Source organism: Dyadobacter linearis (assembly GCF_907165045.1).
GTDB classification, from domain to species: Bacteria; Bacteroidota; Bacteroidia; order Cytophagales; family Spirosomataceae; genus Dyadobacter; species Dyadobacter linearis.
In genome coordinates, this window is sequence record NZ_CAJRAU010000005.1 from 246591 (window position 1) to 263839 (window position 17249).

Here is a 17249-nt window from a genome sequence, read left to right on the forward strand (position 1 = left end):
AAATAGGCTAATATTGCCGCTTATATTCAGTTAAATGGTACCAACCGACCCGTTTTATTATTATGTCTAAACAATCTCTTTTCTTACTCTCAACGCTTCTTTTTTGTTTTAATGCGCTTGCCCAGGATGCAAACTTCAAAAATTACACACAAAAAATTGGTGGCAGTCCCCAGGTCTATGAAATGGTCGCTATTCCGGGCGGTGAATTTATGATGGGCAGCCCTGCCGCAGAAAAAGGCCGCAGGGCCGACGAAGGTCCTCAGCACAAAGTGAAAATCGAACCATTCTGGATGGGGAAAACCGAAGTGATCTGGGACATTTATGATCTGTATTCTTTTAAAAATATGGAAAAGGAAATGGCAGCCCGCCACCCTGATCCAGACAAATCAGTCCAAAAAACGGATGCGAGCACGCGCCCAAGTCCGCCTTACGTAGATATGTCCTTCGGAATGGGAAGAGCCGGCTATCCTGCGATCAATATGACGCAATATGCTGCTATCCATTTTTGTAAATGGCTTTATGAAAAAACCGGGATCTTCTATCGTTTGCCGACAGAAGCGGAATGGGAATATGCGGCCCGGGCAGGTTCTAAAACCGCTTATTCATTCGGAGATGACGCTTCTAAATTGGGCGAATATGCCTGGTTCAAGGGTAATAGCGATGCGGCTTACAAAAAAACCGGACTGAAAAAACCAAATGCCTGGGGACTTCACGACATGCATGGAAATGTAATGGAGTGGACCTTGGACCAATATATTCCTGACTATTATGCTAAAAAGCCTGCTGGTGAAAAATTTGCGCCTGTAACCGAGCTTTACCCGAATTCAGTAAGAGGCGGATCCTGGGATGACGAGCCAACTGATTTGAGAAGCGCTGCGCGGATTCCTTCAAAAGCAGACTGGAAAATACTTGATCCGCAATTGCCGAAAAGCGAATGGTGGCTCACAAGTGCGTCTTTCGTTGGGTTCAGGGTTGTAAGACCTTTGAAAACACCTTCACCGGAAGAAATAAAGGCATATTACAGCCCTGCACTGATTGAAGACTATTGATCAACTTAAAACTCTTAATCTCTTAAAGAATGGAACAAAACCGACGTAATTTCTTGAAAGCATCTGGCCTCTTCGCGGGCGGTGCGCTATTGAATCCCCTCACGGGATATGGTTTCAATAGTTCTGTAAACGAAACAATCAAGGTCGCGCTGATAGGTTGCGGGGGAAGAGGTTCCGGTGCTGCTGCGCAGGCATTGAGTACTTCTCAGAATGTACAGATTGTAGCAATGGCGGACGCATTTAAAGACCGTCTGGATGATGCTTATAAGAATTTGACTTCAAAAAAATACAAAGACGCAACTGGAAAGATCGTTGACACGAAATTAAAGATCGATGTTCCTGAGGATCGCAAATTTGTCGGTTTTGATGCATTCAAAAAAGCGATTGCGTTGAAAGATGTTGACGTAGTTATTCTTGCTACTCCTCCGGGTTTCAGACCTTTACACTTTGAGGAGGCTGTTAAAAACGATAAGCATATTTTTATGGAAAAACCGGTAGCAACTGACGCTCCCGGAATTCGTAAAGTGCTTGAAGTAGCGGAAGAAGCGAAAAAGAAGAAATTGAACGTGGTAGTTGGTCTGCAAAGACACTATCAGGCTAATTATATCGAGGCGATCAAAAGGATCCACGACGGCGCGATTGGCGATGTAGTAGGCGGCCAGGTATATTGGGTAGGAAGCAGCCCCTGGATGAAGGAGCGCAAGCCTAACCAAACTGAAATGGAGTACCAAATGAGAAACTGGTACTACTTCAATTGGTTGTGCGGAGACCACATTTCTGAGCAGCACGTACACAATATCGACGTTGCAAACTGGGTGAAAAGAGCTTATCCAGTAGAAATTCAAGGAACCGGCGGTCGCCAGGTTCGTACCGGCAAAGCTTATGGTGAGATTTACGATCACCATACTTTGGACCTTATTTATGCTGATGGAACTGTCATTTCAAGCCAGTGCCGCCAGTTCGAAGGAACGTGGAACAGGGTTGATGAGGCATTTGTAGGAACAAAAGGCCGCATTGACAGCTTTGAAGGAAATAAGGCCGTTTTGAAAGATTACAAAGGAGGCGTTATTTATCAACACGATGGTAAAGCTGACAAAAACCCTTACCAAGTAGAGCACGACGAACTATTCGCTGCTATCGCAAAAGGAGAATATAAATTTGCTGATGCTGAAAACGGAGCGAAAAGTACGATGACTGCTATTATGGGACGTATGGCGACTTACTCCGGTAAAATGGTTACCTGGAAAGAAGCGCTTAACTCCGACATTAATCTATTCCCGGACAAACTTGCATGGGATGCTATGCCGAAAATTGTTCCAGGCGCAGATGGTCTTTATCCGGTAGCAGTACCAGGAAAAAGCCAGGTTATCTGAGAAAATAATTTTATTAAGAAACAAAAAATGGCTCCTCGCGAGCCATTTTTTGTTTCTTAACTATTTAAATATCAAACCAATCTTTCTATATTAGATAATAGATCCCCATGCTGGTTTTAATGTCGAACGAAACATATTGCTGGTGAAGCTTAGTCTCACAAATGCCGGACTTATTTTGCTCGCCGGGATGCTGGTTGTGTTAACCGGCGTGTTCTTACATTCTTCAAAGGCCGAAATGAGTAACCCCGTAATCCTTGGCGGACTTGCTATTGAATTTATCGGTACGATCTGGCTGGTATTAAGTTTGAATCAGCGTCGCAAAAAGCACCGGTTATAACAGGCTATATCTTGCTCGATTTATTCCGGAGATAGAAATCGGCCAATACTAATGCAGCCATTGCTTCTACAATTGGCACAGCTCTTGGCACAACGCACGGATCGTGCCTTCCCTTTCCCTGAACCACCACAATATTCCCGTCCTGATCCAAGCTTTCCTGATCCTGCATGATCGTCGCAACGGGCTTGAATGCGACATTGAAATAAATATCCTGACCATTTGAAATCCCACCCTGCACTCCGCCGGAATGATTGGTACGGGTACGAACAGCACCGGTTTCATCGGTATAGAATGCATCATTATGCTCGGAGCCGAGCAAATTCACTCCTTCAAAGCCGCTACCATATTCAAACCCTTTAACAGCATTGATACTTAGCATTGCCTTCCCTAATTCTGCATGCAGCTTGTCGAAAACCGGTTCTCCCAAACCAACCGGCGTACCGGTGATCACACAGCTCACAACCCCACCTACGGAGTCGCCAGATTTCCTGACGCTATCAATGTACTCGAACATTTGTTCGGCCATTTCAGGATCAGGGCAACGAACTGCATTCTCTTCCGCTTTGCGCAGGTCCAACTCCTGGTAAGGTTTTCCCAATTTCATCCCGCCAACCTGCGACACATAACCGGTAATTTCAATACCGATTTTCCTGAGTAACAATTTAGCCACAGCACCGGCTGCAACCCGCGCCGCAGTTTCACGGGCGGAACTCCGGCCACCTCCGCGATAATCTCGCACGCCGTATTTTTCCTGGTACGTAAAATCGGCGTGTGACGGGCGGTATTGCGTTGCAATGTGAGAATAGTCCTTGCTGCGCTGATCTTCGTTTCTGATGATCAATGCAATGGGTGTACCGGTTGTTTTTCCTTCGAATACGCCCGACATCACTTCGTATTCATCAGCTTCTTTGCGCTGCGTGGTAATCCTCGATTGCCCTGGCTTGCGTCTTGTGAGCTCACTCTGAATGAAATCAGCGTCAAATTCGAGCCCGGCTGGGCAACCCTCAATTATAACTCCGATACCCACACCGTGCGATTCGCCGAAGGTCGATATCTTAAAAATCTTTCCGTAAGTGCTTCCCATCAGTTTACTTTCTAAATACCCAGATCAGCGTGATCAACAATACAATCACAACTGCATTCGTAATTTCTCTTAATATCTTTTTGTAATCGAAACCTCTTTTACTACTGTCGAGGTTCTCGATATTATCGTACAGACCGGAAGATCCGGTTAATGACAAATTAGCAAGCTTATAATCTTCTCCTTTTACTTCCAGCGACTTTTCCGACCGCAAAGTGTCATATGCTGCCTTCTGCGAATTGAAAAATACCCACTGAAAATACCTTCCAAGCGGAAAAGTACCATCTTTCCGGGGCACAACAAAGTAGTCGAAAGTCTTTTCTCCCGTTACATTCTGGTAGCTTCGCTTGATAATCTGACTGACTTCCGGCGGATATATATCAAAATTCGAATTTCCCTGCACCGCCGGAGCTGGAATAGCCGCAATATTTCCGATTCCCTCGACCTTGAACATGTAGCGGATGCTTTCTCCGGGGTATACGAGTGTAGAGGAAAGCGTTTCTCTCAATGTATATTGCCCAACTGCTACCTGATCCCGCAGTGGATGTTCAGGTAGTTGCTTTACATTCACGATCATCGCCTTGGAGCGGAAAGTCCTGACTACCTTTTTCTCAACATTCACTGCGGCCGAATTATCAGTTACCAACATATCCAGCTTGATACTGGGGAACACTATATTCTCGGTCGTAATAGGAAATAGCCTGGCCTGGTACATGTTGTACTCGGTGTAGTTTTTCCCTTTTATCTTGATTTTTCTTTTAACAATTTCTTCAATTCCCACATTTTCCTCCCAACAATTCGCAGGACGTAAGGATTTCAGAATAGACTGAAGCTGGATATTAAATCTATAAAATTCCATTTCGACAGGCGCATTTTCTGCTATGTAAAGTGAAATGCGCAGTGCAAAACCCTCCCTGATAAATACAGTTTTCTTGTCAGTCAGAACAGAGAGAAATACTGCCTCGTTTATAGATTGAAATTCGTTTCCCTGCGCCTCAGGTGACGCCTCTCTCTCAGTTATTGTAGCAGCTTCGCCAAGTGCAAAAACCGCCATGGTTTCCTCGGAGTGGAGACGGTACCCATTTACAGTGATTGTGAATTTAGGAATCAGATAGTTCCCGGGCTTTGATGCATAATATTCCTGCGTGATAGTCTGGATAACAACTTTCTTCCCGTCTACCGTACTTATTGAGCTGGTAGCAGATTTGCTGCGCTTTTCCAGGTCTTTTATCTCCGGAAACAAAACAGCAGGCCGGTTTTCTGCATCTCTTAAAACTACGGAAATCGTGAAAGGTTGGTCGATTGACAAATTTTTCGGACCAAGCTCAATTGTTGCAGACTCATTTAAACCCTGGCAAAGAGCGATACCAGAATAACACAAAAAAATATACAATAACGCATATAATTTCATTAATATAATTCGTTATCTTTAATAGCAATTGCTACGTCCGGTCATTGATTGACCTTCCCTAAACCAAAATTACGTAATGATATGGCCTCGATGCTTGAATACATAAAAATTATTCTGCAAAAAGTTAGCTTCGATCGAAGACTCTTTGAAAAAGAATTGAGAAAGGCGATTCGGATGTTAATGCCATTTGAGGTAAAACGTTTGAAACAGTGGTGCTACGATAACTATGCAACAATGCATTTACCAGTTCTCAATACTTGTTTTTCACGAGTAGCTCCTATATAGGACAACTGATTGTTATTTGTTTATTAATCAAGCTAATATTTACTCTCCTCATTAACGAAAGTTGGTGAGGAGTTTTCTTTTCTGAGGTATCAAATTGGTAGACTCAGCATTGTTATAAAAAACAATAGCCGCCCGGAAAATCCAGGCGGCTATTATTTCTATATTGAATTATTACTTCTTCTTAGGTGCTGGCGCTTTCGCTTTTCCGGTAGTAGCTGCTGGCTGAGCCGCCGGCGTTGCTACCGCAAGGCCTAACGCTTCTTTCGCCGCAACGTTATCGGGGTCTACCGCGAGAAGCTTCTCCCAGTAAGTCTTGGCCTTCGCCGGATCATTTAACGTAGTCTGGCTGTAAAATGCCAGGTAGCTGTATGCAAGCTTCAAATAAGACTTGAATTTCGAAGGATCTGGATCCTTTTCAACAAGCTCAGTCAACTTTTGATAGTAAGGAGCAGAAATACCCTTATCTACGTTTTCTTGTCTGTCATAAGCGTTATACAATGAACTCGCTCTCCAATAGTAACCGTAAGGCCAATCTGGCAGTTTCTGCGTCACTGTTGCAAATATTGAATCCGCTTTCAGATACAGGCTCCTTTTGTCCATCGCGATTTTCGCACTGTCAGCAAAGTTAGAATCTGCTGCGGTTGGTACGATGAAGCTGGAAGCATATTGGAAGTTTGAAAGACCATTGTAATAATAATCATTCGCGCTTGCCTTCGCAGTATCTAAGGCTATCCCTTTTGCAAATGCAGTAGCTGCATTAGGGAAATCCTTAGCGGCAAAGTAAAGTGCTCCTACTTCCTTGTATGTTGTTGCAGCCTCAGCTTTGCTTGTATCCATATCAGCACCTTTCAGCATGTAAAGCACACCAGTTGAATCATAACCTTTTTCTCCACCTGCTTTCTGATTGTAAGCGCGACCAAGATATTTGTAGTCATCTCCAATTAACTTGTCAGGAGCAACTTTCATAAACTCGTTCAAGTTTTCAATCGCTTTGTCTGGATCATTTTGTTTGAAATATGACCAGCCATACATACGCAATGTGATCGGGTTATTGATCTTTCCTTTGATCTCATCAAGTAGCTGCAATGATTTTGTATAATCGTCAGCAGTAAATGCAAACTGAGCTGCACGCAATTTCATTTCAGGATCAGTAGTTCCGCTTTTCTGAATAAACAGATCGAAGTTTTCAGCAGCTTGCTTGTATTTCTGAGCAAAGAAATAAAGCTCAGCTAAATCTTTGTAAGCAGGTGCAAAATTCGGGTCAGCCTCAATTGCTTTTTTATAATTTTCAAGAGCCAGGTTATAGTTCTTTCCACGAAGATAAATCTGACCAATGCGATTATGAGCTACTGCATAATTTGGTTTTGCTGTCAACGCATATTCATAAGCAGTTACAGCATTTCCACCCTCATTACGAAGCATTAAAGCATCACCTTTTGCGATATAAGCGTCAGCCAGATTTTTGTCTCTTTTTACAGCTTCATCCAAAAGTCTGATCGCTTCGGCAGGATCGTTGTTCTTCTCGAACAGCGTGTAAGCTTCACCTATACGATAAAGAACTTCCGCATCTTTCTTTTTCTTCTTTTCAGCTTCGTCAAATAGCTCTTTTGCTTTCGCTCTGTCGCCTTTGCCCAGCGCTACTGCACCCTGACCTACTTTATTCAGATACGATTTATCATCTACCTGCAAACCTTTATCAAACGCAACTTGCGCTGAATCCAACTGGTTGGTTTTAAGATAATAATAACCAAGATAAAACTGGTTATCACCAGACGGTGTGCCTTGAGCAAGCTTTTTAAACAATGCGCCTGCTTCATTGTAACGTTCTCCGTGTATCAATGCTAAGCCATCCTGAACCGTTTGCGCCTTCAAATTCACAAACGCGAATAATCCAAATACCAGTGCAACTAATTTCAATCTCATGTTTCTGTTCATTTTTTACCCGGTTAAAATAGTGATAAAAAATTTGGCTTTTTCAATAACAAATCCAAATCTATTACAATTGTTTACTCTAAAAGTTCTTGCCAGTAGTGATTTCCAACTCTCTGGGATAAGGTATTGTCGGCAATAATCCCATTTTCTGAATAATCAAACCGCCCACGTCCCGCGCAATATAAGTCATCAGCCCACCACCTAATCCTGAATATCCCTCCCTGCTAATTATATATAAATCTCTGAACAAAGGATACCTTTTAAACTCTAATCCGCTCTGAAATGGCTGTATATAGTCCGATAGCGAATCTGGGTTTACTTTCTTGGCAACTCCCATTACATGAATTCCCTTTGATAGTTCCTCGGATGCGAGCGAATGACCGTCGCTTATCCAGTTAACCCCGATAAATCCAAGATGCAACGGATCTTTTCGCACATCCTCAATTACCTTTTCATTGGAACCTGCTGAAATTATCCTCAGTTTGCTAATATCCCTCACCTTAAACTTTTCAAGAATGTAGTTCAGGTTACTTGCATTTGCATTGTCGAATACCAGCGTGATAAGTCCCTTTTGATTTCCACCTTTTAGTTGGGACCAATCCTTAATCCTTCCTTCCATAATGGCCTGGATTTCGGACATCGTAATCAGACTGTCAGCGTTTCCCTTACTTATGACCAGCGCAAGTCCGTCTGTGGCAATATGCTGATACTTCTGACTTCCTTTTTGTCTTTTGATTATTTCCAACTCCTTCTCATTGAGCTGCCTGGTCGCGAAAATAATGCGGGCGCTGTCGTTGAGAAGTTGTCTGATTGCCTCCTGCTCAGGTTTGTAATCAATTTCAAAATGCGTATTTGGATAAATTCCCTCGTAAGCATTCGTGAGTGCGCTAACCAAAGGTTTGAAGGATTCGTCGGAAGCTATGGTAATAGTACCTTGTCTGGGATTGTCCAGACTCTCATTGCCAGAACTGCATTTCGTAAGTGCAAATACACCTATTAAGCCACACGCAAACAGTCCTATTACCCTTAATTTCATAGATCTTCCTGATTTCTGCGTCTCCAAACCCTATATCCTCTGTAAGCTCCGTACAAAATAAGTATGCCAGCAAACGCATACCTTTCAACACTTCCGATAGGTAACAACCTAAAAGACAAAGAGGAGAGGATCAAAAAGACCCCTCCTCCTATGTATGTCACAGCCATTACCACAGAGGTTAGATCACTGATCTTCTCATGCAATGGTTTCTCCTTCATGAGTTACTCCAGTTGGAAATTGATCGGCAGGTTGTACTTTACACGAACTGCACGTCCTGATTGCTTTCCTGGCTTCCACTTCGGCATTGCTTTCACAACGCGGATAGCTTCTTCATCGCAACCAAAACCAAGTCCTTTCAACACTGACACATCCTGGATACTTCCATCCGTATTAACTACGAATGACATAAAAACCCTTCCGGAAACGTTAGCACGAGAAGCTGCACTAGGATACTTAATATTTTTGCTTAAGTATTTATACATTTCTGTTGTACCACCTGGAAATTCTGGTTGCTGCTCAACCACTGTAAATACCTTTTCTGGTTCAGGTGCCGCTTCAACAACGGTTCCTTTACTTGGAGCTGCAACAGCTTCCGGCGCTACAATGATCTCGTTTGCATTAGGATCACCTTCGATTGTTTTGTCCGCAACAACAGCTTCCTTAATCTCTTCAACTGTTGGAGGTGGAACTTCCTCAGGTACTTCCTCATCCTTTTTAACTTCCGGAGGCAAGAACTTCACTGTGTTCACCTTAGGCTGCTCAACTGGCGGCGGTGGTGGCGGTGGCGGTTCTGCCGGGTCAATTGGCGGCGGTGGTATTTTCATTAAATCCACTTCAACCATCACTTCCTCTACCTCCTCACCCGCTGTCAATTTGTTTATGATTGACGGCGTAAACATTGCAAGAATAAAGAGTACAGCTCCGATTAGAGTAGCCTTCGTAACATCTGCACGATAGCCTTTACGAAGTTCAAATGCACCGTACGCCTTATTACGATCAGCAAACACTATATCATCAAGTGTTGCATTCGGGCCTAGTTCTGCCATGGCGCGTATTGATTGATAGTTAGTTAAATAATTATTGATCTGCTGGAACAATCTTGTCGCCCAATAGCTTCTTTTCCGAATCCGTCAAAGACTCTACTAACGCATACCTTTTTGATTTCGTAATCGCCATTTCGTCCAATACATCAACCATGTTCTTGTAAGTTGAAACCGGAGTCGGCTTGATCACGACCACAAATGGATCGTTCCCTTTTTCATCTTTTGGATTCGCTGCATTGATGCGTTTCTGTGAGGCAAAAATCACGCTTCTCAAATCAAATCCGTAACGGACAGTTTTCAAAGATGCTTCTGCTTTATCATCATCAGCTGCTACTCCGTCGAGATAGTAAACATCATCATTACTACCCATAAACAGGGTCAATACTTTTGATGCTTTTAAAGGTTCGGTTTTTTCCTGATCTTCCTTATCAGTCTTATCCGGCACAGCCAGCGACATGGAAGTAGGTTTCGACATGGTCGTTGCTAGCATAAAGAATGTAATTAGCAAAAATCCCAAATCTACCATTGGTGTCATATCCACACGGGTGGACATCTTTTTACCCCGAACCTTACCGTCGCCTTTGCCACCACCACCCGATTCTTCAATTGCTGCCATTTCTTGCTTTAATTAAAAATGATTACTAATAACAACCCTTAATCGTTGGTGTAGCCGGCAGGCGCCTGCTCACTACCTGTGATCAGGTTAAACTTGTTAATGTTCTGAGATTGCAAATTTGACAATACATCCTTGAAAACAGGGAATTTTGACAAATTATCTCCTTTCAGAGCAATACGAAGCTGGCTGTTAGCTTTACGAGCTGCATAAACCCAGTCAGCAAGTTCGCTGGCACCAGTCGAGTCCACCGGAATACCCGGTTGTTTCACATTAGGCATTTGCTCTTTTGACATGTTCAGCCAAGGCTTCAACTGATTCAAAGGAAATCCAAAGCTGCTCTGTAATGCAAACTTAGCTTTCTCTGTTTCAGTGAATGTAATGCCTTTGGATTGACCAATATTTTCAAGCATTGCCGCACGAACAGGTTTCGCATCCACTCCGAAGAACACTTTGCCCGCTTTGTCGATACTAATGACCATGATATCATCATCTGGAACCTTGATTTGCGAAATCGAAGATGGAGTAGTAATCTCAGCATCATTCGACTTAAAAGTCGCGGTCATAATGAAGAAGGTCAATAGTAAGAACGCCACGTCAGTCATCGCCGTCATATCCGTATGCGGGGCGTGCTTCTTAGGTCTTACCTTTGCCATATATCAAATATATAAGTTTTTTTTATATTAACGAAACTTCACTATTAAATAGTTCAAGGAACTATCAATAATGTGCAGCAAAGTTTGACTGAAGGCTCATGCCAATTTCGTCAATGCTGTAAGTAAGATCGTCAACACGGCTGTTCAAATAAGCGTATGAGATTGTTGCGATTGCAGAAGTACCAATTCCAAGTGCCGTGTTAATAAGGGCCTCAGAGATACCAGTTGCAAGTGCAGCAGAGTCAGGAGAACCAGAAGTACCAAGAGCCGCGAAAGCTTTGATCATACCGATTACCGTTCCAAGAAGTGCAAGAAGTGTAGATGCACCAGCAAGCGTTGCGATAATCGTCAGGTTTTTCTGAAGCATTGGAAGTTCAAGCGTAGTTGCCTCTTCGATCTCTTTCTGAAGAGCAGCGAGCTTTTGTTCTTTGTCAAGTGCAGTTTCAGTAGTTAGTTGTCTGTATTTCAAAAGACCAGCTTTAACTACGTTACCAACAGAACCTTTTTGTCTATCGCATTCTTTGATTGCTTCTTCGATTTGGTTTTTGTCAAGCAGAGTTCTCACTTTACGAACAAATGCATCGATGCTTCCTGAGCCACTCGCTTTGTTCAATGTGATCAAACGCTCGATTGTAAAAGTTAATACGATTAGGAAACAGGTCATCAAAATTGGTACGATAGGACCTCCTTTGTAAACGATTCCATAGTAATCACCATCTATTGGGCCTTTTGCGTGATCGCCATCTTTAAAGTGCTCGGGAGCTCCTAAAACGAAAATGTAAACGCATAATGCAATCGCAAATAGTAGAGGGATTACCAATGCCGGGTTTAAACCGCCTTTGCCTTTTGTTGCCGCCGCAGCAGGCTTTGGAGCAGGTGCCGGACTTGTAGCTTTCTTTTCCATCAGACTTACTTTTAAAGGTTAAATTGAGATTTTGGTTGTGAATTAAATAAAATTATTGGTAAAAACTGGATTTGGTAAAATAAAATTTCGATTGCCATTTTCAGTTATCGACATCTACAAAAGTATGAGTTTTCCTTTTAAAAAAAAGCAAGCATTTCGTCAGATTTTTTCTTCCTTTTTCGAACTGAGATATTCTAAATTGTATATTTTGAAGATTTGGCCGCAAGCAATTTTAGTAAAAATTCTAAGTTTAATACCCATTTGAGCCAAAATATACCGCAGTATCAAACAGTTACAAAATTGTACTCTTTAAGCGAAAGTCAGCCGACATGTTTTTCAAAGTGACAAATAGCGTTTCAAAATATTTCAAGATTAACTCAGAAAAGCAAATAATATTTTCCTCCTACTAAGTGTCTTAGCAACAATTTAAAATATGGAAGCCTGCAAGTCCCCTTCTTTCCGAGGATTTTGACAGAAAACAACATTGGGTACCGCTTTGACTTCCTCAACAATCGTCTTCAAAAATTTGAAAGCACGCCCTATAACAAGAGTCGTTTGACAAAAATGAGGTAAATTTGGGTTTCAGCTATGCCGAAGATCTTATCTTAACAAAACCTTAATACAATGAAAATTGACCGGGAAGCGCTTTATAAAGTTGCCCACCTTGCGCGTTTGGACATCCGGCCGGAAGAGGAGGATGCAATATTGAAAAGTATGGACTCCGTACTGAACTGGATGGATCAGCTGAATGAAATCGATACGGAGGGTGTTGAACCGCTCACACACATATCGGACGAAGTGAACTCCTGGCGCAGTGATAATGCTTCCAATACCCTTTCGAGAACCGAGGCGCTGGCTAATGCTCCTTTGAAAAACGAGCGGTACATTATGGTACCGAAAGTGATTGAATAAATTGATTGTGTGCTAACCTATTGTAAACTGATCTGAGTCAGCGAGCACGGGAAAGGAAGTACGGTATTCCTTCAAATCTGTTTTTGAGAAACGGGCGATCTTGATTACATCGCTATCGCCCAGCATACAGGCTGGCTCTCCAAGATAATCAAGCGCGGCAGAATCCCCCTGATATTTCAAACCGTTTCCATCTTCTCCTATTCGGTTAACTCCCGCCACATAACATTGATTTTCAATGGCGCGGGCTTTAAGTAAAGTATTCCACGCGTGGGCACGTTTTGAAGGCCAGTTGGCTACATATATTAACAGGTCATAAGGATCCGAAGCTGAGTTTCTGCTCCACACAGGAAATCTGAGATCGTAGCAGATCAGTGGCGTGATTTTCCAACCCTTCCAATCGACCGTGAGCCTTTTCATTCCCGGCTGAAATGCCAGATGCTCTTTTCCTAATGTAAATAAGTGCCTTTTGTCACTGTAAAAGAGGGTCGAATCGGGTCTCACACACAGAATCCGGTTATAAAAGTGTCCCGCTTCACTAACTGCAAAACTTCCTACAACCAGTGCCTGCGTTTGCGCCGCGATCTGTTTCATCCACTTTGTAGTAGTCAGGTTCATCGGTTCGGCCAGCGCACTATTCATCGTGAAGCCGGTATTAAACATCTCTGGCAGCACGATCACATCAACAGCCTCACCAATGCCCGCAATCTTTTCTTCCAGGGAAGATAGATTCGCTGTCACATCTTCCCAATACAGATCCGACTGGACCAATGCAATTCTCAGAATTTCTGTGCTGTCTTCAGACATTTGTCAAAGCTGAAAGATGTACTATATATATATGTACTATTTGCGATTTGGAAAACGCATTCTGTAATCTGCGTCCACGTTACCTTTCGAAATATCCGTCAATTTCTTTTTGATAAATTGCTTTTTCAGGACTGGCAGGTAATCAACGAAAAGCTTCCCGAGTAAATGATCATATTCGTGCTGAATGATCCTGGCAGCCATTCCTGAATATTCTTCTTCGTGCTCGTTCCATTCCACATCCCGGTACCTGATCCGCAGGTTCGACGGTCTGTACACATCGCCGCGAATACCCGGAATGCTCAGGCAGCCTTCTTCAAATGGCCACTCGGCACCACTTTCTTCCAGAATCTCGGGATTTATAAAAGTCTTCTTAAAGTCGACAAGTGTCAGATCCGGCTCATCGTCTTCGTCGTCGTCCTTCTCGCTGAACGGGGTTGCATCAACAACAAAAACCCTGATATTCAAACCGATCTGCGGAGCCGCCAGTCCGACACCATTGGCCGAATGCATGGTCGCGAACATATCCTCCGAGAGTTTTTTCAGATCAACCTCGTTTTGTTCTATAAAACGGGTTGCTTTTCTTAAAATCGGATCTCCGTAGGCTACAATTGGGTAAATCATCTTATTAAACTTGAATTGACATTATAAAAACCTCTTGCTATTAGCTCTGCTTTCCATAAAAGATTGCAGGATAATAGTCGCACTGATCTTGTCTATATTACCTTTTTCTCTCCTGTCACTTTTCTTCGAACCTCCCGAAATCATCGATTGCAGCGCCATTGAAGAGGTAAACCTTTCGTCGTGCGCGTGCACAGGTATTTCAGGAAAATCTTTTTGGAGCAATTTGATGAAAGCGGTAACACGGGCGGCATTCTCACTCGCTGTATTGTCCAGCTTTTTTGGCATACCTATAATGAACGCTTCCAGCTGCTCTTTTTCAGTGTATTTCTTTAAAAAATTCCTGAGCTCGTGGGTGGCAACGGTATCCAGCGCTGTTGCAATGATCTGTAAAGGGTCAGTAACAGCAATGCCGCTGCGTTTAGATCCAAAATCGATTGCAAGTAGTCGCCCCATATCTTAAAGAATGTTAACAGGTTGCAAAGATAAGACCTTTCAACTAGCTTTTCCTGTTGATCTAACGGATAATCGGAATTGAACAGGCGTGATATAATCCAACTATATTTGTCTTATGATTGATAAGCGCTGGATACACCATCCTGAATTTACGCCCGACGAGCAACGGATAGTCGAAGAACTCGCAGAGTCTTTAAAAGTAACTCCCGCTTTGGCTTCGCTGCTTGTCCGCCGCGGCATTCTGAATTTCGAACAATCCCGGAATTTCTTCCGTCCGGACCTGAGTCAGATACACGATCCATTCCTGATGAAAGACATGGATCTGGCGGTTGAGAGGCTGACCAAGGCGATCTCAAATGGTGAGAAAATACTGATTTACGGAGATTACGATGTAGACGGGACTACGTCAGTCGCCCTTTTTTATGGGTTTTTGAAAAAAATATATGCTAATCTCGACTACTATATTCCAGACCGCTATGAAGAAGGTTACGGAGTTTCCTGGCAAAGTATTGATTGGGCGGAGCAAAATGGCTTTTCTCTGATAGTAACCCTGGATTGTGGTATAAAGTCTTTGGATAAAGTAGAGCTGGCGGCGACAAAAGGCATTGACTTTATCATTTGTGACCACCACAGGCCAGGAAATATATTGCCTGCGGCAGCGGCTGTGCTGGATCCAAAAAGAGAAGATTGCCCTTATCCTTATAAAGAGCTGACCGGCTGCGGCGTTGGTTTCAAACTGTTACAGGCATTTTGCATTCAGCATGATATTGATCTTGAATCGCTCTATCAATACCTCGATCTGCTTGTTGTGAGCATTGCTTCGGATATTGTTCCTATTACCGGTGAAAACAGGATACTCGCTTATTATGGTCTGAAAAGGCTCAATGATTCTCCGCGAACCGGTATAAAAGCTTTGATCCAGGTTGCGGGCATAACCGGAACGCTGGATATTACGAATGTGGTTTTCGGACTGGGCCCGCGGATTAATGCGGCAGGCAGGATCAAGCACGCCAAAGAAGCTGTTGCATTGCTGCTTTCTGAAATTGATGAAGAGGCGCAGGAGTTTGCGATGGAAATTAACAAACACAACAGCGAGCGGCGCAATTTCGACACAAGTATCACCGAACAGGCGCTTTTCATGATAGAAAGCGATTCCTGGTCGGCCACCGCGAAGAGTACCGTTTTGTTCAAAGAAGACTGGCACAAAGGCGTGATCGGAATTGTAGCAAGCCGGTGCATTGAAAAATACCACAGACCAACCATTATCCTCACGCAATCTCACGGAAAAGCAGCAGGTTCGGCCAGGTCAGTTCCGGGATTTGATGTGTATGAAGCAATAGAGGAATGTGCAGATTTGCTGGAACAATATGGTGGTCACACCTTCGCGGCCGGCCTCACAATGCCGCTGCAAAATCTGGAAGCATTTAAGTCGCGTTTCAATGAAATCGTGAGCAGTCGCATTCTACCCGATCAGCTAGTGCCGATGATCAATATCGATATGCTGCTGCATCTGGAAGAGATCTCACCGAAATTTTACAATATCCTCAGACAAATGGGACCGTTTGGCCCGGGGAACATGACGCCGATGTTTGAGTCCACCTACGTTACACTGGCAGGCAAGCCTTCTCTAATGAAGGAAAAGCATATCAAATTCGATGTGAAACAGGGTAGCTCGCAGGTTTATACCGCCGTAGGATTTGGTATGGCACATTTTTATCCGGATATCAGTATGGGCAGGCCGTTTTCAATCTGCTATTGCCTGGAAGAAAATAACTTTCGCGACAAAAAAACGTTACAACTCTCTTTGAAAGACATTAAGCTGCACTGAAATGCAGGTCAGCTATTTGAAAAACCGCTCATGATACTCAGAACAGAAAACCTTGTCAAGAAATACGGGGTAAGGTTGGTTAATAATAATGTAAGCTACCAGGTTGAACAAGGCGAGATTGTGGGATTACTTGGGCCAAACGGAGCAGGTAAAACCACTTCCTTTTATATGGCTGTGGGACTGGTGAAGCCGAATAGCGGGAAAGTTTTTCTGGATGATAAAGATATCACCAATCTGCCGATGTATAAACGGGCGAGATTGGGATTAGGTTACCTCGCGCAGGAAGCATCTGTGTTCCGGTCGCTAACTGTGGAGGAAAATATCAAGGCGGTTCTGGAAATGACAGATCTTTCCAGAAGCGAACAAAAAAATAAAGTAGAGGAGCTGATCGAAGAATTTCACCTCGCCCATGTTCGGAAAAGTAAGGGTATGGTACTGTCCGGAGGCGAGCGACGAAGAACTGAAATTGCCCGTGCCCTGGCCGTCGATCCCAAGTTCATTCTACTAGACGAACCTTTTGCCGGCGTTGACCCGATCGCGGTCGAGGATATTCAGAGTATTGTGGCCAAGCTGAAACACAAGAATATCGGAATCCTGATCACCGATCACAATGTAAATGAAACACTTTCCATTACCGATCGTGCCTATCTCTTGTTTGAAGGAAAAATCTTGAAACAGGGATCTGCGGAGGAGCTGGCAGAAGATGAAGTAGTGCGCCGTGTATATCTGGGCCAGAATTTTGAATTAAAAAGGAAGGTTTAGCCCAAAATAGAAAAGGGAACGCTACAAGGCATTCCCTCTCTTATAATTATTCACCATGAACTGTATTACAATTTAATACGGCCCAACTGTCTTATTTCTTCGGGCATTTTTTACAATGCTTTCCCTTCTTTTTGTACTTCTCGCAGCAC

18 protein-coding genes are annotated in these 17249 nt (G+C 43.3%); 7 read left to right on the forward strand and 11 right to left on the reverse strand.

Translation table 11 applies throughout. The features are described from left to right. Window positions 1–62: 62 nt before the first annotated feature. The 3 genes from KOD92_RS18025 to KOD92_RS18035 all read left to right on the forward strand — a co-directional run bounded on the left by KOD92_RS18025 (window position 63) and on the right by KOD92_RS18035 (window position 2759). A complete protein-coding gene (locus KOD92_RS18025; protein WP_215234985.1) occupies window positions 63–1049 on the forward strand; it encodes a formylglycine-generating enzyme family protein in 987 nt (328 codons plus the stop codon). A 29-nt stretch (window positions 1050–1078) separates the two neighbouring features. After that, window positions 1079–2422 (forward strand): Gfo/Idh/MocA family protein, encoded by a 1344-nt coding sequence (locus KOD92_RS18030; protein WP_215234986.1) that lies wholly within the window; start codon window positions 1079–1081, stop codon window positions 2420–2422. 142 nt (window positions 2423–2564) lie between these two features. Then, a complete protein-coding gene (locus KOD92_RS18035; RefSeq protein WP_215235231.1) occupies window positions 2565–2759 on the forward strand; it encodes a hypothetical protein in 195 nt (64 codons plus the stop codon). A gap of 4 nt (window positions 2760–2763) precedes the next feature. Here KOD92_RS18035 and aroC read toward each other — a convergent pair whose 3' ends face one another. Together aroC and KOD92_RS18045 are read right to left on the reverse strand one after the other, a co-directional pair. Next, window positions 2764–3843: a chorismate synthase gene (gene aroC, locus KOD92_RS18040; RefSeq protein WP_215234987.1), complete on the reverse strand. Its 1080-nt coding sequence runs from the start codon at window positions 3841–3843 to the stop codon at window positions 2764–2766. A gap of 4 nt (window positions 3844–3847) precedes the next feature. Further along, on the reverse strand, window positions 3848–5149 hold the full coding sequence (locus tag KOD92_RS18045) for a BatD family protein (RefSeq protein ID WP_229254737.1): 1302 nt from the start codon (window positions 5147–5149) through the stop codon (window positions 3848–3850). Window positions 5150–5332: 183 nt separating this feature from the next. Here KOD92_RS18045 and KOD92_RS27445 point away from each other — a divergent pair, with 183 nt between their 5' ends. Then, complete coding sequence (locus KOD92_RS27445) at window positions 5333–5536, forward strand: hypothetical protein (protein WP_229254738.1); 204 nt, start codon at window positions 5333–5335, stop codon at window positions 5534–5536. A 171-nt stretch (window positions 5537–5707) separates the two neighbouring features. On the opposite strand, the gene KOD92_RS18050 is transcribed toward KOD92_RS27445, so the two are convergent. From KOD92_RS18050 to KOD92_RS18075, 6 genes are all read right to left on the reverse strand, one after another. Continuing rightward, window positions 5708–7471, reverse strand: a complete 1764-nt coding sequence (locus KOD92_RS18050; RefSeq protein ID WP_215234989.1) for a tetratricopeptide repeat protein — start codon at window positions 7469–7471, stop codon at window positions 5708–5710. Between the two features lie 76 nt (window positions 7472–7547). Next, on the reverse strand, window positions 7548–8504 hold the full coding sequence (locus KOD92_RS18055; RefSeq protein ID WP_215234990.1) for a substrate-binding domain-containing protein: 957 nt from the start codon (window positions 8502–8504) through the stop codon (window positions 7548–7550). Window positions 8505–8725: 221 nt separating this feature from the next. Further along, window positions 8726–9550 (reverse strand): energy transducer TonB, encoded by an 825-nt coding sequence (locus KOD92_RS18060; RefSeq protein ID WP_215234991.1) that lies wholly within the window; start codon window positions 9548–9550, stop codon window positions 8726–8728. A 31-nt stretch (window positions 9551–9581) separates the two neighbouring features. Next, the gene (locus KOD92_RS18065; protein ID WP_215234992.1) at window positions 9582–10163 is read right to left on the reverse strand and encodes an ExbD/TolR family protein; all 582 of its coding nucleotides are present in this window, start codon (window positions 10161–10163) and stop codon (window positions 9582–9584) included. Window positions 10164–10201: 38 nt separating this feature from the next. Continuing rightward, on the reverse strand, window positions 10202–10816 hold the full coding sequence (locus tag KOD92_RS18070) for an ExbD/TolR family protein (protein WP_215234993.1): 615 nt from the start codon (window positions 10814–10816) through the stop codon (window positions 10202–10204). Window positions 10817–10880: 64 nt separating this feature from the next. Further along, a complete protein-coding gene (locus KOD92_RS18075; protein WP_215234994.1) occupies window positions 10881–11720 on the reverse strand; it encodes a MotA/TolQ/ExbB proton channel family protein in 840 nt (279 codons plus the stop codon). 624 nt (window positions 11721–12344) lie between these two features. On the opposite strand from KOD92_RS18075, the gene gatC reads away from it, so the two are divergent. Next, window positions 12345–12632: an Asp-tRNA(Asn)/Glu-tRNA(Gln) amidotransferase subunit GatC gene (gatC, locus tag KOD92_RS18080; protein ID WP_215234995.1), complete on the forward strand. Its 288-nt coding sequence runs from the start codon at window positions 12345–12347 to the stop codon at window positions 12630–12632. Window positions 12633–12644: 12 nt separating this feature from the next. On the opposite strand, the gene KOD92_RS18085 is transcribed toward gatC, so the two are convergent. Genes KOD92_RS18085 through ruvX form a run of 3 tightly spaced genes read right to left on the reverse strand, consistent with a single transcriptional unit; the run spans window position 12645 to window position 14510 of the window. Continuing rightward, window positions 12645–13436, reverse strand: a complete 792-nt coding sequence (locus KOD92_RS18085) for an amidohydrolase (protein ID WP_215234996.1) — start codon at window positions 13434–13436, stop codon at window positions 12645–12647. Between the two features lie 36 nt (window positions 13437–13472). Then, window positions 13473–14057 carry a peptide deformylase gene (def, locus tag KOD92_RS18090; protein ID WP_215234997.1) on the reverse strand — a complete coding sequence of 195 codons (585 nt, stop codon included), beginning with the start codon at window positions 14055–14057 and terminating at the stop codon, window positions 13473–13475. A gap of 21 nt (window positions 14058–14078) precedes the next feature. Then, window positions 14079–14510 carry a Holliday junction resolvase RuvX gene (gene ruvX / locus KOD92_RS18095; RefSeq protein ID WP_215234998.1) on the reverse strand — a complete coding sequence of 144 codons (432 nt, stop codon included), beginning with the start codon at window positions 14508–14510 and terminating at the stop codon, window positions 14079–14081. A gap of 115 nt (window positions 14511–14625) precedes the next feature. On the opposite strand from ruvX, the gene recJ reads away from it, so the two are divergent. Together recJ and lptB are read left to right on the forward strand one after the other, a co-directional pair. Continuing rightward, entirely contained in the window at window positions 14626–16338 is a 1713-nt protein-coding gene (gene recJ / locus KOD92_RS18100; protein ID WP_215234999.1) for a single-stranded-DNA-specific exonuclease RecJ, read from the forward strand. A 30-nt stretch (window positions 16339–16368) separates the two neighbouring features. After that, complete coding sequence (gene lptB / locus KOD92_RS18105) at window positions 16369–17100, forward strand: LPS export ABC transporter ATP-binding protein (RefSeq protein WP_215235000.1); 732 nt, start codon at window positions 16369–16371, stop codon at window positions 17098–17100. Window positions 17101–17249 lie beyond the last annotated feature (149 nt).